23 protein-coding genes and 1 pseudogene are annotated in these 20420 nt (G+C 72.6%); 15 read left to right on the forward strand and 9 right to left on the reverse strand.

Features of this window, described 5'->3' with window-relative positions:
- The first annotated feature begins 9 nt into the window (after nucleotides 1-9).
- Nucleotides 10-330 carry an antibiotic biosynthesis monooxygenase family protein gene (locus BU204_RS20255; RefSeq protein ID WP_075127273.1) on the forward strand — a complete coding sequence of 107 codons (321 nt, stop codon included), beginning with the start codon at nucleotides 10-12 and terminating at the stop codon, nucleotides 328-330.
- On the opposite strand, the pseudogene BU204_RS20260 reads toward BU204_RS20255, so the two are convergent.
- Together BU204_RS20260 and BU204_RS20265 are read right to left on the reverse strand one after the other, a co-directional pair.
- Nucleotides 323-2168 (reverse strand): annotated as a pseudogene (locus tag BU204_RS20260) (helix-turn-helix domain-containing protein). The gene BU204_RS20255 and the pseudogene BU204_RS20260 overlap by 8 nt on opposite strands.
- A gap of 181 nt (nucleotides 2169-2349) precedes the next feature.
- Nucleotides 2350-3114 carry a 3-hydroxybutyrate dehydrogenase gene (locus BU204_RS20265; protein ID WP_075127274.1) on the reverse strand — a complete coding sequence of 255 codons (765 nt, stop codon included), beginning with the start codon at nucleotides 3112-3114 and terminating at the stop codon, nucleotides 2350-2352.
- Nucleotides 3115-3239: 125 nt separating this feature from the next.
- Between BU204_RS20265 and BU204_RS20270 the strand changes: the two genes are divergently transcribed.
- The 6 genes from BU204_RS20270 (at nucleotide 3240) to BU204_RS20295 (ending at nucleotide 6419) form a co-directional block, all read left to right on the forward strand.
- Nucleotides 3240-3578, forward strand: a complete 339-nt coding sequence (locus BU204_RS20270; RefSeq protein WP_075127275.1) for a TFIIB-type zinc ribbon-containing protein — start codon at nucleotides 3240-3242, stop codon at nucleotides 3576-3578.
- 25 nt (nucleotides 3579-3603) lie between these two features.
- Entirely contained in the window at nucleotides 3604-4230 is a 627-nt protein-coding gene (locus tag BU204_RS20275) for an AAA family ATPase (RefSeq protein WP_198942929.1), read from the forward strand.
- Nucleotides 4231-4319: 89 nt separating this feature from the next.
- A complete protein-coding gene (locus BU204_RS20280) occupies nucleotides 4320-4793 on the forward strand; it encodes a helix-turn-helix domain-containing protein (protein WP_408608024.1) in 474 nt (157 codons plus the stop codon).
- 5 nt (nucleotides 4794-4798) lie between these two features.
- Entirely contained in the window at nucleotides 4799-5461 is a 663-nt protein-coding gene (locus tag BU204_RS40165; protein WP_075127277.1) for a hypothetical protein, read from the forward strand.
- Between the two features lie 125 nt (nucleotides 5462-5586).
- On the forward strand, nucleotides 5587-5880 hold the full coding sequence (locus BU204_RS20290) for a DUF2516 family protein (protein WP_075127278.1): 294 nt from the start codon (nucleotides 5587-5589) through the stop codon (nucleotides 5878-5880).
- A complete protein-coding gene (locus tag BU204_RS20295; protein ID WP_075127279.1) occupies nucleotides 5874-6419 on the forward strand; it encodes a YbaK/EbsC family protein in 546 nt (181 codons plus the stop codon). Before BU204_RS20290 ends, BU204_RS20295 begins: the two co-directional genes overlap by 7 nt.
- Nucleotides 6420-6421: 2 nt before the next feature.
- Here BU204_RS20295 and purU read toward each other — a convergent pair whose 3' ends face one another.
- The 3 genes from purU to BU204_RS20310 form a co-directional block, all read right to left on the reverse strand.
- Nucleotides 6422-7285 (reverse strand): formyltetrahydrofolate deformylase, encoded by an 864-nt coding sequence (gene purU / locus BU204_RS20300; RefSeq protein WP_075127280.1) that lies wholly within the window; start codon nucleotides 7283-7285, stop codon nucleotides 6422-6424.
- On the reverse strand, nucleotides 7282-8043 hold the full coding sequence (locus BU204_RS20305) for a maleylpyruvate isomerase N-terminal domain-containing protein (RefSeq protein ID WP_075127281.1): 762 nt from the start codon (nucleotides 8041-8043) through the stop codon (nucleotides 7282-7284). Before BU204_RS20305 ends, purU begins: the two co-directional genes overlap by 4 nt.
- Nucleotides 8044-8109: 66 nt before the next feature.
- Nucleotides 8110-8877 (reverse strand): MerR family transcriptional regulator, encoded by a 768-nt coding sequence (locus tag BU204_RS20310; protein WP_075127282.1) that lies wholly within the window; start codon nucleotides 8875-8877, stop codon nucleotides 8110-8112.
- Between the two features lie 105 nt (nucleotides 8878-8982).
- Here BU204_RS20310 and BU204_RS20315 point away from each other — a divergent pair, with 105 nt between their 5' ends.
- On the forward strand, nucleotides 8983-9873 hold the full coding sequence (locus BU204_RS20315) for an ADP-ribosylglycohydrolase family protein (protein WP_233160429.1): 891 nt from the start codon (nucleotides 8983-8985) through the stop codon (nucleotides 9871-9873).
- Between the two features lie 378 nt (nucleotides 9874-10251).
- Here BU204_RS20315 and BU204_RS20320 read toward each other — a convergent pair whose 3' ends face one another.
- Together BU204_RS20320 and BU204_RS20325 are read right to left on the reverse strand one after the other, a co-directional pair.
- Complete coding sequence (locus tag BU204_RS20320) at nucleotides 10252-11058, reverse strand: SAM-dependent methyltransferase (protein ID WP_075127284.1); 807 nt, start codon at nucleotides 11056-11058, stop codon at nucleotides 10252-10254.
- Nucleotides 11037-11537: a DUF2505 domain-containing protein gene (locus BU204_RS20325; RefSeq protein WP_075127285.1), complete on the reverse strand. Its 501-nt coding sequence runs from the start codon at nucleotides 11535-11537 to the stop codon at nucleotides 11037-11039. Before BU204_RS20325 ends, BU204_RS20320 begins: the two co-directional genes overlap by 22 nt.
- 25 nt (nucleotides 11538-11562) lie before the next feature.
- Between BU204_RS20325 and BU204_RS20330 the strand changes: the two genes are divergently transcribed.
- Nucleotides 11563-12663, forward strand: coding sequence for a UDP-N-acetylmuramate dehydrogenase (locus tag BU204_RS20330; protein WP_075127286.1), 1101 nt, complete (start codon nucleotides 11563-11565; stop codon nucleotides 12661-12663).
- 15 nt (nucleotides 12664-12678) lie between these two features.
- On the opposite strand, the gene BU204_RS20335 is transcribed toward BU204_RS20330, so the two are convergent.
- Nucleotides 12679-13413, reverse strand: coding sequence for an SDR family NAD(P)-dependent oxidoreductase (locus BU204_RS20335; protein ID WP_083661462.1), 735 nt, complete (start codon nucleotides 13411-13413; stop codon nucleotides 12679-12681).
- A gap of 116 nt (nucleotides 13414-13529) precedes the next feature.
- Between BU204_RS20335 and BU204_RS20340 the strand changes: the two genes are divergently transcribed.
- The 5 genes from BU204_RS20340 to BU204_RS20360 all read left to right on the forward strand — a co-directional run bounded on the left by BU204_RS20340 (nucleotide 13530) and on the right by BU204_RS20360 (nucleotide 18643).
- Complete coding sequence (locus BU204_RS20340) at nucleotides 13530-14702, forward strand: L,D-transpeptidase (RefSeq protein ID WP_075127287.1); 1173 nt, start codon at nucleotides 13530-13532, stop codon at nucleotides 14700-14702.
- Nucleotides 14702-15523, forward strand: a complete 822-nt coding sequence (locus BU204_RS20345; protein WP_233160430.1) for an alpha/beta fold hydrolase — start codon at nucleotides 14702-14704, stop codon at nucleotides 15521-15523. Before BU204_RS20340 ends, BU204_RS20345 begins: the two co-directional genes overlap by 1 nt.
- Before the next feature lie 18 nt (nucleotides 15524-15541).
- Nucleotides 15542-16837: a D-inositol-3-phosphate glycosyltransferase gene (gene mshA, locus BU204_RS20350; RefSeq protein WP_075127289.1), complete on the forward strand. Its 1296-nt coding sequence runs from the start codon at nucleotides 15542-15544 to the stop codon at nucleotides 16835-16837.
- Between the two features lie 127 nt (nucleotides 16838-16964).
- Entirely contained in the window at nucleotides 16965-17465 is a 501-nt protein-coding gene (locus BU204_RS20355) for a type III secretion system chaperone family protein (RefSeq protein WP_075127290.1), read from the forward strand.
- 413 nt (nucleotides 17466-17878) lie between these two features.
- On the forward strand, nucleotides 17879-18643 hold the full coding sequence (locus BU204_RS20360; RefSeq protein WP_075127291.1) for a phosphoglyceromutase: 765 nt from the start codon (nucleotides 17879-17881) through the stop codon (nucleotides 18641-18643).
- A gap of 15 nt (nucleotides 18644-18658) precedes the next feature.
- Here BU204_RS20360 and BU204_RS20365 read toward each other — a convergent pair whose 3' ends face one another.
- Nucleotides 18659-19318 carry a helix-turn-helix domain-containing protein gene (locus BU204_RS20365; RefSeq protein ID WP_075127292.1) on the reverse strand — a complete coding sequence of 220 codons (660 nt, stop codon included), beginning with the start codon at nucleotides 19316-19318 and terminating at the stop codon, nucleotides 18659-18661.
- A gap of 94 nt (nucleotides 19319-19412) precedes the next feature.
- Between BU204_RS20365 and BU204_RS20370 the strand changes: the two genes are divergently transcribed.
- Nucleotides 19413-20357: an oxidoreductase gene (locus BU204_RS20370; RefSeq protein ID WP_075127293.1), complete on the forward strand. Its 945-nt coding sequence runs from the start codon at nucleotides 19413-19415 to the stop codon at nucleotides 20355-20357.
- The last annotated feature ends 63 nt before the right edge of the window (nucleotides 20358-20420 follow it).

Raw genomic sequence — 20420 nt, forward strand, 5'->3', positions numbered from 1 at the left:
GACCAGGCCATGATCGCACGCATGTGGCGGGGCTGGGCCCCGGTCGAGACGGCGGAGAGCTACCGGCGGCACTACGAGTCGGAGGTGGCCGACCATCTCGCCGGGGTTCCCGGCTTCCGCGGCGCCCGGCTGCTGAGCCGGACCGACGGGGACGAGGTGGCGTTCACCTCGCTCACGTTCTTCGAGAGCATGGACGCGGTGGCCGGCTTCGCCGGGGCGGAGCCGGGTCGCGCCGTGGTCGAGGAGGCGGCCCGCGCCGTCCTGTCCCGCTGGGACGAGGAGGTGACCCACCACGAGGTGGCCGTCGACCTCCAGCAGCGGCTCAGCTAGCGGGTGCCTGGAGCCGGCGCAGGCGCAGGGCGATCTGGACCTCCAGCGCCCGCTCCGGGCTCTGCCAGTCCTCGCCGAGCAGGGCCGAGATCCGCTCGAGCCGCTGGACGACGGTGTTCACGTGGACGTGCAGCTCGGCCCTGGCCCGGGTGAGGTTGGCGCCGCAGTCGAAGTAGGCGCGCAGCGTGCGGACCAGGTCGGTACCCCGGCGCGCGTCGTAGTCGAGGACCGGCCCCAGGACCGAGCGCACGTACCCGGCGAGGTCGGTCCGGTCCCCGACCAACTGCCCGACGAACCCGAGGTCGGCCGGCGAGGGCTCCGGTCCCCGGCCGGCCCAGCGCCAGCAGGGTCCGAACGCAGCGCGCGGCCTCCTCCGCGGCGGCCGCCACCGCCGCCGGACCCGAGGCTGGCCCGGACCCGCCGACGGTCACCGGCGCGCCGACCGCCGCGGTCAGCTCCCCGGCCAGGCCGGCGGCGAGCGCAGGCGATCCGTCCACCAGCAGCACCACCTGGTCGGCGTGCAGGCCCACCAGGGCCGCGTGCCGGGCACACGCCGCCGCCAGCCGGCGCCGCGGGACGCCGTCGCTCGCCGCGACCAGCACGGCGTGCGGGGTGGTCAGGTCGATCCCCAGCCGGCGACCCCTGGCGAGCAGGGCCGCCGGGTTGCGGTGCGGCGCGGTGAGCAGGTCGGCCAGCAGCTCCCCGCGCACCTCGTCCTCGGCCGCCGCGACCGAGCGCCGCAGCAACAGCAGGAGCGCGGCCACCACCGCGGCCCGCTCGAACAGCCGCCGGTCGGCCTCGCCGAGGCTCGGCCGGCCGCCGAGCACCAGGCAGCCCAGCAGCTCCGGCCCGGCGACCACCGCGCACACCCACTCCTCGTCCGACCGCACGGCCCGGCCGGAGGACCGCGAGCTGGCGACGGCGGACCCGGGCAGGCGCACCGGGTCCCGGCCGACCCTGGCCAGCTCCCCGCCGGCGTCGTCCAGCAGCACGATCCCGCCGTTCAGCACGGCGGCCACCTCGGCGGTCAGCTCGACGAGGTCCCCGCCGCGCAGCACCAGCTCCATCAGCCGGTCGTGGGCGTCCTCACCTCGGCGCATCTCCTCGTTGTGCCCGGTGATCGTCTCGTTGGCGCGGCGGGTCTCGGCGAGCAGCTGCGCGTTGTCAATGGCGATCGCGGCATGGTCGGCCAGCGAGGACAGCAGCGCGACCTCCGAGGCGGGGAACTCGCGCCGCGCCCGGTCCGCCGCGAACAACACCCCGATCACCGTCCCGCCCAGCGACAGCGGCACCCCGAGGATCCCCACCATGTGCTCGGCCGCCACCGCCTCGTCGATCGCGGGGGTGTGGTCGAACCGGGGGTCGGACAGGTAGTCCGCGCTCGCGTAGGGATGGGCGGTCTGGGCCACCAGGCCGCCGAGCCCTTCCCCGTGCCCGATCCGCAGCCGGGGCAGCAGGGAGGACACCGACCCGTCGGTCACCCGCATGTAGGTGGTGCCCGCCCGCTCGTCGTTCAGGCTCAGGTAGGACAGGTCGGCCGCCAGCAGCTGCCGGGCCCGCCGCACGATCGACTGCAGCACCTCGTCGAGGTCACGCAGCTTGGACAGGTCGCGGGCGGTGTCGAACAGGGCGGTCAGCTCGGCCTCGCGGCGGCGGTGTTCGCGGAGGGTGCGATGGATCCGCAGCGCGACCTCCACCGCCTCCACCAGGCCCGGCCGCTCCGCCGGCGGCAGGTCGCGGCCCTCGACTGCCACCTGTGCCAGCCGCTCGCCGCTCGCGCCCTCGGCGAGCAGGTCGAGCAGCCGACGTGCCGCGTCGGTCGCCTCCACGCGGGTCATCGTGTCACTCGCCGGCGCCAGCCGGGAACGTCGAGGAGGTCACCACGGGCTCCTCCAGCTCCGAGCCCCGGGTCTCGCCGGCCACGACCACGGCGAGCACGGTGGTCCGGGCCGGCCCTGGAGACCTGGTCCGGCGCGGGCAGGACGCCTGTCCTCGCTGACCGGCCGGGAGAAGGTCTGGTCAGGTCGCGGTCCAGCCGCCGTCCAGGGGGAGCGACGCGCCGGTCAGCGAGCTCGCGTGGTCGCCGCAGAGCCAGAGCACGAGCGCGGCGACCTCGGCCGGCTCGACCAGGCGCTTGACCGGCGAGCGATCCAGCAACACCTTCTCGACGACCTCCTCCCGGTCCAGGCCGTGCGCCCTGGACTGCGCCTCGATCTGGTTCTCGACCAGGGGCGTGCGCACGTAGCCCGGGTTGACGCAGTTGCTGGTCACGCCGTGGGCGGCGCCCTCGATGGCGGTGACCTTGGACAGCCCTTCCAGCCCGTGCTTCGCGCTCACGTACGCCGCCTTGAAGGCGCTCGCCCGCAGCCCGTGCGCGCTGGAGACGTTCACGACCCGACCCCACCCCCGCGCGTACATGTGCGGCAGGCAGCGCCGCACGAGCAGGAACGGCGCGGTCACCATCACCTGCTGGATCAGCGTGAACACCTCGGGCGGGAACTCGTGCAGGGGCGCGACGTGCTGCAGACCGGCGTTGTTGACCAGGACGTCGACCTCGGTCGGCAGGGTCTCGACCGCGGCGGCGTCGCTCAGGTCGACGACGTGCGCCTGCCCGCCGAGCAGCCCGGCGACCTCCTTCGCCGAGTCGCCGTCCCGGTCCACGACGTGCACCAGCGCCCCCGCGCCCGCGAGGACGTGCGCGCACGCCCGGCCGATGCCGCTGCCGGCGCCGGTGACCAGGGCGCTGCGCCCCGCGAGGTCGATGTGAGCTGCGCCACCATCCATACGGGTAACGCTAGGTGCACCCAGCGCGTCCGACCATGGTTGACTTCACCACAGCACGACGCCGGCCGCTGGTGGCGGCGGACATGTGTGGCCGCCCACGTGCCGGCTTGCGTAATGTTGCATGTGTGATTTGCCCGAAGTGTCAGAACACATTGCGCACGGTGGACCGCCAAGGCATCCACATCGACCAGTGCGACGGCTGTCGCGGGATCTTCCTGGACCGGGGGGAGTTGGAATCGATCCTGAACGCGGAGCGCCAGTACAGCGCCCAGGCCGCTCCGCCGCCGTACCAGCCCGGCCCCGGTTCCGTGCCCCCGCCGCCGCCACCGCAGCCCGGCGGCTACTACCGGGACTCGCCCCGCGGCTACGGCTACTCCGACTCGCCCCGGGGGTACCACGGCGGCCACCACGGCGGCCACCACCCCCACCGGCGCAAGAGCTTCCTGGAGCAGTTGTTCGACTGATCCCCCTGCCGCGCACATGAATCCCATGATCTGTGCCGGCTGCGGGGTGTGGACCGACGAACCGCGGGTGGAAACCGACGGCCCCGGAGCGGTTCTCGTGTGCCTGTCCTGTGGGCACCGAGAACCGTTCCGGCGTCTCCCGCTGTTCGCGCTGACCGGACCGAGCGGCACCGGCAAGACGACCGTCGGCCGGGTGCTCGTCGAGCGGCTCAGCGACCGGTGCGTGGTGGTGGAGCAGGACCTGCTGTGGGTTGGCGCGCTGCGCGACCCCAGCGGTGACTCCCCCGCGTTCCGGCAGACCTGGTTGCGCCTCGCCGCCAGCCTCCAGCAGAACGGCCGCCCGGTCGTGCTGTGCGGCACGGTCGCGCCGCCGCAGTTCGAGTACTGGCCCGAGCGGGTCCTGTTCGCCGACATCCACTATCTGGCGCTGACGTGTGCCCCCGAGGTCCTGCGGGCGCGCCTGCGGGCGCGGCCGGCCTGGCGCGGCTGGGACCACCGCCGCATCGAGGAGATGCTCGAGTTCAACGAGTGGGTGCGGGTCCAGGCGTCCCGGACGGTGCCGCCGATGGGCTTGCTCGACACCACGCGGAGCACGGTCGACCAGACCGCCGACGTGGTCGAGAACTGGGTCCGCGGGCTCCTCGCCGTGTGACCGGACCCACCGGGTCGCTGCAAGCAGTGCGCTTGCAACTGCTAGCACTCCTGCGTACCGTCAATGGTGTCGCGAGGAGGTGACCAACCGTGGACGAGCAGGCCGATCGGCCGATCGACCAGGCGATCGAGCAGGTCACCGGGAAGGTCGCCCACCTCGGACGGGACATTGGCGAGTACATCAGGCAGCAGCGCAACTCGGCGAAGATCTCCCTCCGCCAGCTGTCGAAGCTCGCCGGGGTGTCGAACCCGTACCTCAGCCAGATCGAGCGGGGCCTGCGGAAGCCGTCCGCGGAGATCCTCCAGCAGATCGCCCGGGGCCTGCGGATCTCGGCCGAGGCGCTGTACGTCCAGGCCGGCATCCTCGACATCGCGGCGGGCGGGCCGGTCGTCGACGCGGTCCGGGCCGACGACGCCCTCACCGAGCGACAGAAGCAGGTCCTGCTCGACGTGTACGAGTCATTCCGCCGGGAGAACGCGGCGCAGAGCCCAGCACGATCCACAGTGGAGGGGTCCGGTGTGGATGGTGAGGTCGAGCCGAACGGGCCCCGATACGAGGAGTGAGACAGATGGTTGCGTTGCCGAAGACGGAGGACGTGCGCAAGGCGGGCGGGCAGGCCGTCGAGGTGCTGCGTACCCCGCTGCTGGCCGCACTCGGCGCGGGGGACCTGGCCACCCAGGCCGTGCGCGACGCGGTCGGCCGCACCAGGACCCGGGTCAACGAGGGCGCCGAGGCCGCCCGCGGGGCCGTCGACGAACTGCCCAGGGACCTGGCCGGGGTACGTGACCGCCTGGACCCGGCCGAGCTGCGCAAGTTGGTCGACGAGTACACCGAAGCCGCGCAGAAGCTGTACCAGAAGCTCGCCGGCCAGGGTGAGGACACGCTGACCAAGCTGCGTACCCAGCCGCAGGTCCGCAAGGCCTTCGACCAGCTCGAAGAGGCCATCGCGACCCTGCAGGAGCGCGTCGGCGACGCCGCCGGCGACGCCCGCGAGCTGGCCGACGAGGTGCTGGCCAGGGTCACCCGGCGCACCCGCTCCACCGGCGAGAAGGCGGCCCGCACCGCCCAGCGCGCCGCGGGCGAGGCCGCCGAGGCCATCGAGGAGCTGGGCGACGAGGTCGCCCACGAGGTCCGCAGTACGACGCGCAAGGCCGCGAACCGCACGGCCCCGCGCAAGGCCGCCACGACGCGAGCGAACAACGCGAAGGCCACCAGGTCGACCAAGAACTGAGGCCTTCCGCCGAGAACACCCACGGGCGCCCCCACCGCGGGGCGCCCGTGCGCGTCTCGGCGGCGCTCCGTCGCGTGTCCGAGGTCCGCTGGTCACCCGCTCGGGATCGCACGTAGTCTTGGGGGGTGCCGTACGAAGCGTTGCTGATCCTGCGGATCATCGACTGGGCCGCCGTGCCGGTCGGCGTGTTCGCGTTCATCCACGCGTTGATGCAGCGCCCGGACGCCTACGCGGCCATCGACCGGCTCACCAAGCCGGCCTGGCTCGGGATCACCGGGGGTGCGGCCGTGGCGCTGCTGCTGTTCAGCTTCGCCGACATCGGCTGGATGTTCTGGATGGCCGGGCTGGTGGCCGCGCTGGTCTACATCGTCGACGTCCGGCCTCGACTGATCGAGGTCCAACGCGGCCAGCGATGGTGAGCTGGACCATCGCCGGCTCGCTCGCCGGCGAGCCGGCCGTGAGCAGACCCGACCTGCTCGCCGAGCCTGTCGTCAAGGCGCTCGCCCTGTTGCCGGACGCCGATCGGGTCGGCGTCGTCGTGATCGACCCCGAGCTCGCCGACACCGCCGAGTTCTGTGCGGCCTACGGCTCTCCGCTGTCCGCGTCCGCCAACTGCGTCGTGGTCTCCGGCCGGCGCTCCGGCGAGGAACGCCTCGCCGCCTGCCTGGTCCTCGCGACCACGCGCGCGGACGTCAACGGGGTGGTCCGTCGGCGCCTGGACGTGCGCAAGGCCTCGTTCGCCCCGATGGACACCGCCGTCGAGCTGACCGGCATGGCCTACGGCGGCATCACCCCGATCGGCCTGCCGGCCGAATGGCCGCTGCTGCTGGACGGGGCTGTCGCGCGCGCTCCCGAGCTCGTCGTGGGCAGCGGCATCCGCGGCAGCAAGCTCCTGGTGCCCGGGTCGCTGCTGGCCGCCCTGCCGGGCGCCGAGGTCGTCGAGGGCCTCGCCCGCTGACCTCAGTACTGGAACACCACGGTGCGGTTGCCGTGGACCAGGATGCGGTTCTCCAGGTGCCAGCGCAGGCCCCGGGCCAGCACCACCTTCTCGATGTCCCGGCCGCGCCGCACCATGTCGGTGACCGAGTCCGCGTGGCCGACCCTGATCACGTCCTGGTCGATGATCGGACCGGCGTCCAGCTCGGCGGTGACGTAGTGGCAGGTCGCGCCGATCAGCTTCACCCCGCGCTGGTGGGCCTGGTGGTAGGGCTTCGCCCCGACGAACGAGGGCAGGAAGCTGTGGTGGATGTTCAGCGCGCGGCCGGCCCACCGCTCGCACAGCTGCGCCGGAAGGATCTGCATGAACCGGGCCAGCACGATCGCGTGCGGCTCCGCGGCCTCCACCAGGTCCCGCACCGCTGCGAAGGCCCCCGAGCGGTCCCCCGGGGGGAACGGGACGTGGTGGAACCGGATGCCGTGCGCCTCGGTGATCGGCGCGAGGTCGGGGTGGTTGCCGATCACGGCCGGTACGTCGACGTCCAGCTCGCCCGAGGCGACCCGGCCGAGGATGTCGTAGAGGCAGTGCCCCTCCCTGGACACGAGGATGACCACCCGCCGCCGGCTCGCGGTGTCCATGATCTGCCAGTCGCTGTGCTCGGCGAGCCGCGCCGCGACCTCACCGAAGCGGGTGCGCAGCTCGTCGACGTCGATGGGGAGCGTCGCCGCGTCGATCTCCTGCCGGGTGAAGAACCAGCCGGTGTCCTGGTCGGTGTGGTAGGCCGCCTCGACGATCATGCCGCCGAGCTCGGCGAGGAACGTGGCGATGCTGGCCACGATCCCGACCCGGTCCGGACACCCGAAGGTGATCACGTAGCGGCGGGTCATGGCGTGCGTAGCGCGTCCACGAGCGTGCGGTCCCCGGTGACGATGGCAGTGCTCGGCCGGCGCCAGGCGGCGCGGTAGACCGCGTCGGCCGTGCCGACCAGGGAGGCGTCGGTGTCGATCTCGTCCGCCGGCCCGACGACCGGCACCTCGCCCGGCCGGAGCTCGACCAGCCAGGCCCGGCCGGCGTCGGCCGCGTGCAACAGCACGGTGCCGCCGACCTGGGGGCGTTCACGCAGGAGCTTGCGCGGCACCATCAGCACGATCAGCTCGTCCACCCCGTCGGCGGCGAACCGGGGCTCGAAGACCAGGGACGGCACGGCGTCCGCCCGGTCCGAACCGGCCTTCGCGTGTTCGGCGTCGAGTCGGTGCACGGCGGTCTCGTGGGCCTGCCGGCGGGCCCAGAACAGGGCGTTCGGCTCGATCGGGGACGAGGTGGCGGTCATGTCGAACACCCACGCCGGCGAGTCCGGGCCGACCTCGCGCAGCGTGCCGAGCATCCGAGCGAGCTGGTCGTCCCACCAGGGAAGGACCTCGTCCCAGGACTCGGGTGGCCGGTCCGGTCGAACGCCCTCGGACTCCGGGGCGGAGCGCAGGGCGTGGCCGACCATGTTGTGCACGCGGGCGATGTGCCGGACCAGGTCCAGCACCCGCCACTCGGGGCAGGTCGGCACCGGCGCGTCGGGGCCGGCGGACACGGCGGCGGCGCGTAGGGCGGCGGCCTGGCGGGCGATCTCGTCGAGGTACTCGGCGAACTCCACGTGGGTGACAATAGCGGTACTGGCCGCGACCAGCCGGGAGATCCATGGCTCTCCCGGCCCGCTTCGCTACCGCAGGCGGGTCCGCGCGAACTCGGCCATCGCCGCCCGGAGGAACTCGGCCAGCCGGGGGTCGGTCCGGTCGAAGTTCTCGCGGAACCTCGGGTCGTCGGCGTACAGGTCACCCAGACCGGTGTAGGACTCCCGGTTGGGCGTCCACATCCCGCTGATCCAGGCGTGGTGGTTCTCGATCACGGCCTGCACCTCGGGGTCGGCCGGCCCGCGGCCGGCCTCGATGAGGTCGACCAGCCCGCCGAGCTGTTCGCTCCACTGCCTGCCCTGGTCCTGCCACCACTGCTTCGGCCTGTCCTTGACCGCGGCGTTGGCGGCGTCGACGGTCTCCGCGCCCCAGCGCTGTCTGGCCTCCTCCTGGAGGGCCTCCTGCCTGGCCGGGTCGTCGAAGCCGTCGAACCAGTGGTCCATCGACGCGTTGCTCATTCTCTTCTCACCTCCTCTCAGGTCCTCGATGGTCCGGGACACGGTGTCGGCCAGCCGGGCGAAGCGGTCGCGCTCGGCGAGCAGCCACGTGTGGTGCATGCGCAGCACCTCGACCTGGTCGCGGCCCTGGTGCACGATCTCCGCGATCGCCTCCAGGCCCACGCCCAGCTCGCGCATGACGAGGATCTGCTGTAGCCGCAGCAGCTGCTCGCGCTCGTAGTAGCGGTACCCGTTCGAGCCGACCCACGCCGGCGGCAGCAGGCCGATCTCGTCGTAGTGCCGCAGCGTCCGCGACGTCACCCGTGACATGCGCGCCACCTGTGCGATCGACCACGCCATCTCGCCCGCTCCGCGTCCCGAGGGGCCGGTCTCTCCGACCCGTGACCACGGTAGAAGTTGACGCAACGTCAAAGTCAACCCGGACCGATGTGGTACCAAGCGGGTGTGACGGACAGACTCGCGCGGGCCATGGCCAGCCTCCTGGGCACCGCCGTCGCCGACGCCCTCGGCGACACGATCGAGCACTCGGCCGATCGGCACTCCCCGGCCGACCACACGGGAACCGAGGGGTTGCCAGCGCCGCCCTGGCGCTGGACGGACGACACCGAGATGGCCTGCTCGGTGGTGCACGTGCTGGCCGTGCACGGGCGGCTGGACGTCGACGCGCTGAGCGAGAGCTTCGTCGCCCACTACGACGAGCAGCGCAACTACGGGCCCGGCGTGGACGCGATGATCCGGGAGGTCGGCCGCCGCGGCGCCTCGCTTGGCAACCTGGCCACCGAGACCTTCGGCGGTGCCGGCTCCTGGGGCAACGGCGCCGCCATGCGGATCGCCCCGCTCGGCGCCTGGTACTACGACGACCCCGACCAGGCCGCGATCGACGCCGAGGCGTCCGCCGCGATCACCCACACCCACCGGGAGGGAATCGCGGGCGCCGTCGCCACCGCGGTCGCCGCCGCCCAGGCCGCCGCCGGCGCGACCCCCGCCGACATGATCGACGCCGTCCTGCGCCGCACCCCCGCCGGCACCGTCCACGACGGCCTCCGCGACGCGGCGAACCTCGCCGACGCCTCCCCGACCGAGGCCGCCGAGAAGCTCGGCACCGGACGCAAGCTGAGCGCCGCGGACACCGTCCCCCTCGCACTCTGGGTAGCCGCCACCCACCTGGACGACTACGAACGCGCCGTCCGCACAGCCGCCTCGGTAGCCGAGGACGTCGACACGGTGTGCGCAATAGCCGGCGGCATCATCGCCGGCCGCATAGGCGAGTCCGCGATCCCCGCCGAATGGCGAGCCGCCAGCGAACCCCTACCGGACTGGGTACTCCCGACCTGAGCCGCGCCCTGACGAACACCCCAGCTCCCTAGACCCTCCGGGCTCCCTCGCACAGGCCGTCTCGTAGCTCCGGTCCAACGGTGTCAAGGGGCGAGCGAAGCGAGCTCGCGTCAGCGACGCCGAAGGCGCCCTTTACACCGTTGGGGCGGAGTACGACGATCAACGGCCGAGGGAGCGATCCGTGTTCACGGTTGAGACAGCTCCCTCGGCCTCGAGTGTCGTACTCCTGGTCGGCGGCGTAAAGGGCGCCCTTCGGGCGTCGCTTCGCGATCTCGCTTCGCTCGACCCTTGACTCCGCCGACCAGGAGCTACGAGATGGCCTGGGCGAGGTAGCCCGGGGGGCTCTAGGGAGCAGGGAGCTGGGCTGGTGGGCTGGGGTCAGGTGGTCGGGGCTACCGCTGTCCAGTCGAGGGTCAGTTCTCCTTGGCGCCAGCGGCGGCGGGTGTCGCGGATTGGCCAGGACTGTGCCTTGAGGAGGCGGATCGTCTCTACCCATCTGGCGCGGGGGCCGAATGTGCTTAGGGGGGCGGCGCTGGCCCAGCAGCGGTCCAGGGCGGTGAACAGGGCGTGTACCGGTTCGCCTGGGGTGTTGCGGTGGATGAGGGCCTTGGGTAGGCGCTCGGCCAGGTCGGATGGGCGTTCGAGGTCGGCTGGTCGGCAGGCGAGGGTGAGCGATACCGGTCCGTCGGCGGTCAGTGTCACCCAGCAGCAGCGGCGGCCCAGTTCGTCGCAGGTGCCCTCGACGAGGAGGCCGCCGGGGGCTAGGCGGTCCTGCATTGTCGTCCAGGCGCGGGCTACCTCGGCCTCGGAGTACTGGCGGAGGACGTTGAACGCGCGCACGAGCACGGGGCGGGTGGCGGCCAGCTCGAAGCCGCCGCGACGGAAGTCGAGGCGGGGTGGGTCGGCGGCGGTGGCGGCAGCTGCCACCCGCTCCTGGTCCAGCTCCAGGCCGAGCACCCGGACGTCGGGGCGCACGGTGGTGAGGCGGGCCGCCAGCTCGACGGTCGTGACCGGGGTCGCGCCGTAGCCGAGGTCGACCACGAGGGGGTCGGCGGCGTCGAGCAGCGCGGAGCGCGTGGGATCGGTCCCGGTGAGCCAGCGGTCCACCCGGCGTAGCCGGTTCGGGTTGGTCGTGCCCCTGGTCGGCGAGCCGAGGGGGCCGCTCAGGCGCGTTCGGCCAGCCACGACTCGGCGAACTCGGCCTCGGCCGCGAGCAGCTTGCCGACCTGCTCGACGACGACCTTCTCCAGTCTGCCGCCGACCAGCGGGACGCCCACCCGCACCTGCGCGCGGACCACCAGCAGGCTGCCCTCGCCGTGGTCACCGAGCCGCGCCTGGCCCTGGATCTCGGCGGGCGTGCCCGCGATCGAGACCCGGGTCACCGCGGCGTAGCGCGGCCCGTCCGACCGCCAGCGCTCCTCCCGCTCGACCACCAGGTCCCCGCCGAGGACCGCCTTGACCGCGCCCGGCAGCCGGGAGGCCTCCACCCCCTGCCGCAGGGTGAACTCGACGGACTCGCCGACCCGGTCGTAGGCGAGCAGAGCCGCGCCCTTGCCGCCGATGCTGCGCAGTCGTTCGGTGAGGAATGCCTCGTCAACGAGGGTGGGGTAGACCGCGTCGGCGGGGGCGGTGAACGCGGAACGGTGCTCCAGGCTGGTGGCCATGGGACGGAGGTTACCGTTGGAGCCCATGACCAGCCTCCCCCTCGGCGCGGACGGGCTCGTGGACCGCGGCGCGGTCCCTCTGTCCGACTTCACCACCCTGCGCCTCGGCGGCCCCGCCGCCCGCTTCCTCGCCGCCGGCTCGGCCGAGGACGTCGTCGCCGCGGTGCGCGCCGCGGACGGGCGGGGTGAGCCGGTGCTGGTGCTGGGCGGCGGCTCGAACCTGGTGGTCGCGGACGAGGGCTTCGACGGCACGGTCGTGCAGGTCGCCAGCCAAGGCAGCAAGATCGACTCCCTGGGGGACGGGCGGGTCGCGCTGACCGTCGAGGCCGGTGAGGACTGGGACGCCGTCGTCTGCCGCACCGTCGAGGCCGGGCTGGGCGGCTTGGAGTGTCTGTCCGGCATCCCCGGGTCGGTGGGCGCGACACCGGTGCAGAACGTGGGCGCCTACGGCGTGGAGGTCGGCCAGCTGCTGATCTCGGTGGACCTGCTGGACCGGGTGAGCGGCGAGATCCGCACCCTCGGCGTGGACGAGCTCGGCCTGGGCTACCGCACCTCGGTGCTGAAGGGCACCGAGCGCGCCGTGGTCCTGCGGGTGCGCTTCGAACTCGCCGACGGTGGGCTGTCCGCGCCTGTCCGCTACACCGAACTCGCCCGGGTGCTGGGCGTGCGGCAGGGCCGGCAGGTCCCGGTGGACCTGGCCCGCGCCGCGGTGCTCGAGCTGCGACGAGGCAAGGGGATGGTGCTCGACGAGGCGGACCACGACACCTGGAGCGTCGGCTCCTTCTTCACCAACCCGATCGTGCTGGACCGGGACCTGGCCGAGGTCAGCGCCCGGATCGCGGCCAGGGTCGGACCCGACGTCCCGGTCCCGCGGTACCCGGCCGGCCCGGGTGCCTCGAAGCTGTCGGCCGCCTGGCTGATCGAACGGGCCGGCTTCGCCAAGGGCTACCCGGGCGACGGCGGGCCGGTCGCGCTCTCCGCCAAGCACACCCTGGCGCTGACCAACCGCGGCCGGGCGCGCACCGAGGACCTGCTGGCCCTCGCACGGGAGGTCCGGGCCGGCGTCCAGGCCGCGTTCGGCGTCGAGCTGCACCCCGAGCCCGTGCTCGTCGGATGCTCCCTCTAGCTCCGGCGCGGTAGCTCAGGCGCGGTGGGCCCGGGTGGCCGAGGCCTGCTCGCGGGGCTTGAGCTCGATCCGGTCGATGTTCACGTGCGGCGGGCGGGTCACGGCGAAGGCGATCGTGTCGGCGACGTCGTCGGCGGTCAGGGGGGTCAGCCCGGTGTAGACCGCGTCCGCGCGCTCGGTGTCGCCGTCAAAGCGGACCAGCGAGAACTCCGTCTCGACCATGCCGGGCAGGATCTCGGTGAAGCGCACCGGCTGGCCCAGGTGCTCCCCGCGCAGGGTCTGGTGCAGTGCCGACTGGGCGTGCTTGGCGCTGGTGTACCCGGCTCCGCCGTCGTAGACGTCGTGGGCGGCGATCGAGGTGACGGTGACCACGTGCCCGTTCCCGGAGGCCACCAGCGCCGGCAGCAGGGCCTTGGTCACCCGGAGCGTGCCGAGCACGTTCGTCTCCCACATCCACCGCCAGTGCTCCTCGGTGGCCTTGGCGACCGGTGCCAGGCCCCGCGCGCCGCCGGCGTTGTTCACCAGGACGTGGCACTCGCCCACCGAGTCGGCGAGCGCCGTGACCGACTCGGGGTCGGTGACGTCGAGCCGGACCGCCGTCCCGCCGGTCTCCTCGGCCAGGGCGTGTAGACGGTCGAGTCGGCGGGCACCCAGGACCACGTGGAAGCCAGCGGCCGCCAGGCGCCGCGCGGTCGCCGCGCCGATGCCGGCGCTTGCTCCGGTAACGACTGCGGTTCCCAGGTTGTTCACGGTGGTGGGGTCCTTTCCGGGGAGGCGGTATGGCGACTGTCACACTGGCCGACGCGCACCTCGCCCGGGGCTTGGGCGTCCTCACAACACGACCACACACAGGGCGGAGGCACCAGGTGAGATCACAGCGGTTGTTCGGTCCGGTCGTCGCGTTGCTGGCGAGCTTCTCGCTGCTCTCGGCGTGCACCTCCGACTCCGATGGCGGCGATCTCGCTGACCAGGCCAAGTCCGAGGCCAAGGCGCCGCCGGCCGAGATCAGCTTCGCCCCCGCAGACGGTACCAAGGACGTCTCGGTGCTCGAGCCGGTCAAGATCACCGTCAGGGACGGCGAGCTGACCGAGGCCACGGTCACCAACCCGGCCGGCAAGGAGGTCGTCGGCCAGCTGGACGCCGAGAAGCGCACCTGGACCAGCGGCGAGGTCCTCGGCTACGCCAAGACCTACACCTACACCGCCAAGGCGACCAACGCCGACGGCGAGGAGACCGAGCTCAGCGGCTCCTTCGCCACCGTGGCCCCGGCGGCGACGCCGCGGGCGACGATCAACCCCGGGGACAACGCCACGGTGGGCGTCGGCATGCCGGTCAGCATCAAGTTCCCGGAGGGCCCGGTGACCGACAAGGCCGCCGTGGAGAAGGCGCTGAAGGTGGAGACCTCCCAGCCGGTCGAAGGCTCCTGGGGCTGGCTCAACGACCAGCAGGTGGACTGGCGGCCCAAGGAGTACTGGCCGGCCAACACCCAGGTCAACGTGACGGCCAAGCTCTACGGGCTGAACTACGGCGGCGGGGCCTACGGCAAGGCCGACCTGACCACGGTGTTCACCATCGGGCGCAACCAGGTCGTGAAGGTGCACACCCCCGACCACACGATGAAGGTCTACCGCGACGGGCAGCTCCAGGCCACCTACCCGTCGAGCAACGGCAAGGACGCCGACCCGAACCTGAACACGCCCAACGGCACGGTGATCGTCATGTCCAAGGAGCCGGTCGGCGACTTCTCCAACCCGCGGTACGGCTACACCAACGTCAAGAAGAAGTGGGCCGTGCGCATCTCCAACCACGGCGAGTTCATCCACGAGAACGAGGAGAACCGGCCCAACATCGGCCGAGCCAACACCTCCCACGGCTGCATCAACCTCTACGAGTCCGACGCCAGGAAGTACTTCGACAGCGCCCTGATCGGCGACCCCGTGGAGATCACCGGTTCCCGGGCCAACTTCCCGACGACCTCGGACGTGTACGACTGGCTGATCCCGTGGAGCCAGTGGCAGACGATGTCCGCCCTCGCCTAGTGCGGACCCTGTCCGGCGCCGGTGGCGTCCGGCTGGCTCTCCGCGAGGCCGGCGACCCGAGCTCGCCGCCCATCGTGCTGCTGCACGGGTGGGCGGCGAGCGCTCTGTCGTGGGCCGACCAGCTCGAGGACGACGCGCTTACCGCTCGGTACCGGCTGATCGCCGCCGACCTGCGCGGGCACGGCGAGTCCGCCACCCCCGACGACGGGTACGACGACCCCGCGGTCTGGGCCGGTGACGTCGCCGCTCTGCTCGAGTACGCGGGGCGCCCGGCGGTGCTCGTCGGCTGGTCCTACGGCGGGCTGGTGGTCACCGACTACCTGCGCGTGTGCGGTACCGCGGGAGTGGCCGGGATCGTGCTCGTGGGTGCGATCACCGAGATCGGCAGGGGCTTACCCGGTGGGGCGGTCGGCCCGGTGATGGCGCGGATCATGCGGCCGGCCCTCTCCGAGGACCCCGCCGTCGCGGTTCCGGCGCTGACCACGCTCGCCGAGCGGATGACCGCCGAGCCGGGGACCGCCGAGCAGGTGCGCCGCCGGCTCGCCGACTCGCTGCGGGTGCCGGCGAGGGTCCGCGCGGCCCTCTTCCGCCGCACGGCGGCCAGCGGCGACGTGCTCGCGGCGGTTGACGTGCCGGTTCTGGTGGTACACGGGGACGCCGACGAGATCATCAGTGTTGCCGCCGGGGAGTACGCGGCCGGGAAGATTCCCGGTGCGCGCAGGCGTTGGTTCACAGGTGTGGGCCACATGCCGCTCGCGGAGCGGGCCGCGGAGTTCAACGACGACCTGCGTGCCTTCGCGGGCTCGGTCATGGACCACTAGTCGGGAGTGGATGTTCACGTGACAGTGATTCGGCTCCACCGGCCGCCCAACCGGGTCGCGGTGCTTTCCGTGCACACCTCGCCGCTCGAGCAGCCGGGTACCGGCGACGCCGGCGGCATGAACGTCTACATCACCCAGACCGCCACCAGGATGGCCAGGCGGGGGATCGCCGTGGAGGTGTTCACCCGGGCGACCTCCTCCGACCTGCCGCCGGTGGCCGAGCTCGCGCCGGGTGTGCTGGTGCGCCACGTGCACGCCGGCCCGTTCGAGGGGCTCGGCAAGGAGGAGCTGCCGGCGCAGCTCTGCGCGTTCACCGCGGGCGTGCTGCGGGCCGAGGCGCGCCACGAGCCCGGCTACTACGGGCTCGTGCACTCCCACTACTGGCTGTCCGGCCAGGTCGGCTGGCTCGCCCGGGACCGCTGGGGGGTGCCGCTCGTGCACTCCGCGCACACCCTGGCCAGGGTCAAGAACGCCGCGCTCGCCGCCGGGGACACGCCGGAGCCGCGCACCCGGGAGATCGGCGAGCAGCAGGTCGTCGACCAGGCCGACCAGCTCATCGCCAACACCGACGTCGAGGCGGCGCAGCTGGTGCGGCTCTACGGCGCCGCGCCCGAGAAGCTCAACACCGTGGCTCCAGGAGTGGACCTGGACCTGTTCCGCCCCGGTGACCGCGCCGCCGCACGGGCAGCGCTCGGCATCCGGCCGGACGCCGTCGTGCTGGCCTTCGTCGGCCGGATCCAGCCGCTCAAGGCGCCGGACGTGCTGTTGCGGGCGGCCGCCGAGCTTCTCGCCCGGGGCGCGGTGCCGCGGGAGCGGCTGGTGGTCCTGGTGGCCGGCGGCCCGTCCGGCTCGGGCCTGGAGGCACCCACCTCACTGCACGAGCTGGGTGCCTCGCTGGGGATCTCCGACGTGCTGCGGTTCCTCCCGCCCCGCCGGGGCGCAGCCCTGGTCGAGGTGTACCGGGCCGCCGACGTGGTCGCGGTGCCCAGCCACAACGAGTCGTTCGGTCTGGTCGCGCTGGAGGCGCAGGCCTGTGGCACCCCCGTCGTCGCCGCGGCGGTGGGCGGGTTGCCGGTGGCCGTCGCCGACGGGGAGACCGGGGTGCTCGTCCAGGGCCACCACCCGGTTCCCTGGGCCGCGGCGCTCGAGCGGGTCGCGACCTCGCCCCGGCTGTGGGCCCGATTGGCGGCGCGCGCGGTGACGCACGCGACCGAGTTCTCCTGGGACCGCACCACCGACGCACTGGTCGCCGGGTACGTCGAGGCAGCGAACACGTTCCGGCGCGCGCTGTTCGCGGGGGAGGTCGCGGTATGAGACACCTGTCCACCTCGGCAACCGTCACCTCAGGGGAACGTGACGCAACCCAGCCACAAGTACGCGCCCAGTCCGAAGCCCACCCACCCAGGGCGACCAACACTCAGAATTCCGGGGAGGCGGACTAGTGAAGGCGGAGCTGGACGCGGTCATCACGGCGACGCTGGACGAGCGGGAGCTGGTCTACGAGCACCCGGCGCCGGGGCGGTTCCTGGTCACGCTGCCCGGCACCAAGAAGTTGCAGACCAACTGCTGGCTTCAGGTGGGCGAGCACGCGCTGGTCGTCGAGGCGTTCGTGTGCCGGCGGCCGGACGAGGCGCATGCCGAGGTCTACCGCTACCTGCTGCGCCGCAACGCGAAGCTCTACGGCGTGCACTACACGATCGACCAGGTGGGTGACATCTACCTGGTGGGCCGGGTCGGGTTGGCGGCGGTGACGCCCGAGGAGCTGGACCGGTTGCTCGGCCAGGTCGTCGAGGCCGCGGACGGGGACTTCAACCCGCTGCTGGAACTCGGCTTCGCGACGTCGATCCGACGCGAGTACGACTGGCGGGTATCGCGAGGAGAGTCGCTGGCCAACCTCAGGGCGTTCGAGCACCTGCTCACGCGGAGCGAGCCGGACCGCTAGCGAACGGCGGTGTCGGAGAAGGAATCGCGACGCGGCTCGAGCGAGGGGGGAGTCGCGATCTCGAGCCGCGCCGCGTGCGTTCCCGCCGCGTCGGAGTCCTGAGGCGGGGGGCACCCTGGGATTCCGGGCGGGGTACGGCTCGGCAGGGGAGACGAGCCGTACTGCTGCCCTTTCCGGATCAGGGAGTGCGTGGGAGCTGATCCTTCAAGGGCGGGTGTCAACCTGTCAGAAGTCGGGCGGTTACACAAGGCCACGCCCAACACCGTGAAGTGATAACTGCGTTCCGTAGGTAACGATAAGGTCACGAAGCCAGATGAACCGTCAACTATCTGTGTTTTGACCCTCTGTATGGGGCCGTTTTCGTCCGAACGGGTGGCGCTGTGCCGACGGCGGTCGTCTGGCACGCTTCCCTCATGGCTGGATCGACGCACGGGATCGGAACCCTCGTACTGCTCCGCCACGGCGAGAGCACGTGGAACGCGGAGAACCTGTTCACCGGTTGGGTGGACGTTCCCCTCTCGGAGAAGGGGATGGCCGAGGCGCAGCGCGGGGGTGAGCTGCTCCGGGAGACGGGCCTGCTGCCCGACGTCGTGCACACCTCACTGCTCCGGCGCGCGATCACCACGGCCAACGTGGCGCTCGACGTCGCCGACCGGCACTGGATCCCGGTGAAGCGCGACTGGCGGCTCAACGAGCGCCACTACGGGGCACTCCAGGGCAAGAACAAGAAGCAGACGCTCGAGCAGTTCGGCGAGGAGCAGTTCATGCTCTGGCGCCGCTCCTACGACACCCCGCCGCCGCCCATCGAGCCCGGCAGCGAGTACAGCCAGGACAGCGACGTCCGCTACGCCGCGCTCGGCGACGCGGCCCCGCTCGCGGAGTGCCTCAAGGACGTCGTCGCGCGGATGATGCCGTACTGGGAGGGGGAGGTCGTGCCGGACCTGCGTGCCGGCCGGACCGTCCTGCTCGCCGCGCACGGCAACTCCCTGCGCGCCCTGGTCAAGCACCTGGACGGCATCTCCGACGAGGCGATCGCGGGCCTGAACATCCCCACCGGGATCCCGCTGCGCTACGACCTGTCCGAGGACCTGAAGCCGCTCAACCCCGGCGGTACCTACCTGGATCCGGAGACCGCGGAGAAGGCCGCCGCGGCGGTGGCCAACCAGGGCCGCCAGTAGCTCACACGAGACAGCTCACACGAGACCGAGCTCGCGGGCGCGGACCCCGGCCTGGAACCGGGAGTCCGCGCCGAGCGCGGCCAACAGCTCGGCGACCCGCCTGCGGTAGGTCCGCACGCCGAGCCCGAGCGCACGGGCCGCCGTCTCGTCCTTGCAGCCCGACGCCAGCAGCTCCAGCACCCGCGGGGCCAGCTGGCGCAGCTCGGCGGTCTGGGCGTCGTAGACGGCGAGATCGGTCGCGCCTCGCCAGGCCGCCTCGAACAGCGAGAGCACGCCCTGGACCACCTCCGGCAGCGGGATCACGCTGTAGCTGCGCGTGCCCGCCGCGGTGTCCCCGGCCAGGATGACCACCCGGCGGTCCAGGATGATCGTCTCGTTGATCTCCCCCGAGGTGATCCGCACCTCCGCGCCCGCCGCGCTCACCTCGGTGAGATGTCTGGTCGACGCCGGCGACAGCAGGACCCCGGGACGGTAGATCTTGCGCACGCGGCGCCCGCTCGTCCTGGCCGGGAGCGGGGCCGGCGCGGTCGTGGAGCCGGCCGCGCGCGTCCTGACCCAGGTGTTCAGGTCGTTCGCGGCGCAGCAGACCTCGGTCGCCGCCGCGAACAGGTGCGCCGTACGCGCGAACAGCTCCTCCTCGCCACGGACCACCGCGACCTGGCTCGTCAGCTCCATACCCCGAGTCTCCCGCCTGGACCAGGCCGGGACCACAACCGGCAGGAAGTTGCCAAAGGGTGCGCCGGCCCGGTCCGCCGCAGAGGCTGGAGCCATGACGACGATCTCCGCCCAGACCGGCTCCACCTCCTCCGCCCCCACCGCCGCGGCCGCGGGCACCTGGCTCCTCGGCGACCGCACCGTCAACCGGCTCGGCTTCGGCGCGATGCGCCTCATGATGGGGCCGAACGGCACCGAGGGGGACCGGGACACCGCCGTCGCCGTGCTGCGGCGCGCCGTGGAGCTGGGCGTCAACCACATCGACACCGCCGCGTTCTACTTCTCCCCCCGCCGCTCGGCCAACGAGCTGATCAACACGGCGCTGGCGCCCTACTCCGAGGACCTGGTGATCACGACCAAGGTCGGGCCGGGACGCGGGCCCTCCGGCGACTGGCTCGACGCGGCGCGCCCCGAGCAGCTGCGCGGGCAGGTCGAGGAGAACATCCGCCAGCTCGGCCTCGACCATCTCGACGTGGTCAACCTGCGCATCGGCGAGGGCCTGGAGCGCGGCTCGGGGTCGCTGGCCGACCGTTTCGGTGCCCTCGCCGAGCTGCGCGAGGCGGGCCTGGTCCGCCACCTCGGCATCTCCAACGTCACCGCCGAGCACCTGACCGAGGCGCTCGCGATCGCGCCCGTGGTGTGCGTGCAGAACCAGTACGGGCTGACCGCCCGCCGCGAGGACGACGCGCTCGTCGACCTGTGCGCCGAGCACGGCATCGCCTTCGTGCCGTTCTTCGCCATCGCGAGCGGCATCCCCGGGCAGACCCCGCCCGGCGCGAGCACCTCTCCCGACGCCGCCGTCGAGGCTGCCGTCGAGGAGATCGCGCGGAACCACGGTGCGACGCCGGCCCAGGTCCGCCTGGCGTGGACGTTGCACCGGGGCGAGCACCTGCTGGCGATTCCCGGCACCAGCAACCCGGCGCACCTCGAGGAGAACGTGGCGGCCGGGGAACTGCGGTTGACCGACGAGGAGCGAGCCAGGTTGGACACGATCAGGTGAACGCGGGCTGACCAGCGGGAGAAAACCGGCCGAGCAGGGTGTCAGGACAATCACCTCGGCCGC

The organism is Actinophytocola xanthii, assembly GCF_001921205.1.
GTDB lineage: Bacteria > Actinomycetota > Actinomycetes > Mycobacteriales > Pseudonocardiaceae > Actinophytocola > Actinophytocola xanthii.

Excerpts from the sequence above, each read along its gene's own strand:
- BU204_RS20255 (WP_075127273.1), top strand. The coding sequence starts at position 10 with ATGATCGCACGCATGTGGCGGGGCTGGGCCCCGGTCGAGACGGCGGAG.
- BU204_RS20265 (WP_075127274.1), bottom strand. The coding sequence starts at position 3,114 with ATGGATGGTGGCGCAGCTCACATCGACCTCGCGGGGCGCAGCGCCCTG.
- BU204_RS20275 (WP_198942929.1), top strand. The coding sequence starts at position 3,604 with ATGATCTGTGCCGGCTGCGGGGTGTGGACCGACGAACCGCGGGTGGAA.
- BU204_RS40165 (WP_075127277.1), top strand. The coding sequence starts at position 4,799 with ATGGTTGCGTTGCCGAAGACGGAGGACGTGCGCAAGGCGGGCGGGCAG.
- BU204_RS20295 (WP_075127279.1), top strand. The coding sequence starts at position 5,874 with ATGGTGAGCTGGACCATCGCCGGCTCGCTCGCCGGCGAGCCGGCCGTG.
- purU (WP_075127280.1), bottom strand. The coding sequence starts at position 7,285 with ATGACCCGCCGCTACGTGATCACCTTCGGGTGTCCGGACCGGGTCGGG.
- BU204_RS20310 (WP_075127282.1), bottom strand. The coding sequence starts at position 8,877 with ATGGCGTGGTCGATCGCACAGGTGGCGCGCATGTCACGGGTGACGTCG.
- BU204_RS20325 (WP_075127285.1), bottom strand. The coding sequence starts at position 11,537 with ATGGCCACCAGCCTGGAGCACCGTTCCGCGTTCACCGCCCCCGCCGAC.
- BU204_RS20330 (WP_075127286.1), top strand. The coding sequence starts at position 11,563 with ATGACCAGCCTCCCCCTCGGCGCGGACGGGCTCGTGGACCGCGGCGCG.
- BU204_RS20360 (WP_075127291.1), top strand. The coding sequence starts at position 17,879 with ATGGCTGGATCGACGCACGGGATCGGAACCCTCGTACTGCTCCGCCAC.
- BU204_RS20365 (WP_075127292.1), bottom strand. The coding sequence starts at position 19,318 with ATGGAGCTGACGAGCCAGGTCGCGGTGGTCCGTGGCGAGGAGGAGCTG.
- BU204_RS20370 (WP_075127293.1), top strand. The coding sequence starts at position 19,413 with ATGACGACGATCTCCGCCCAGACCGGCTCCACCTCCTCCGCCCCCACC.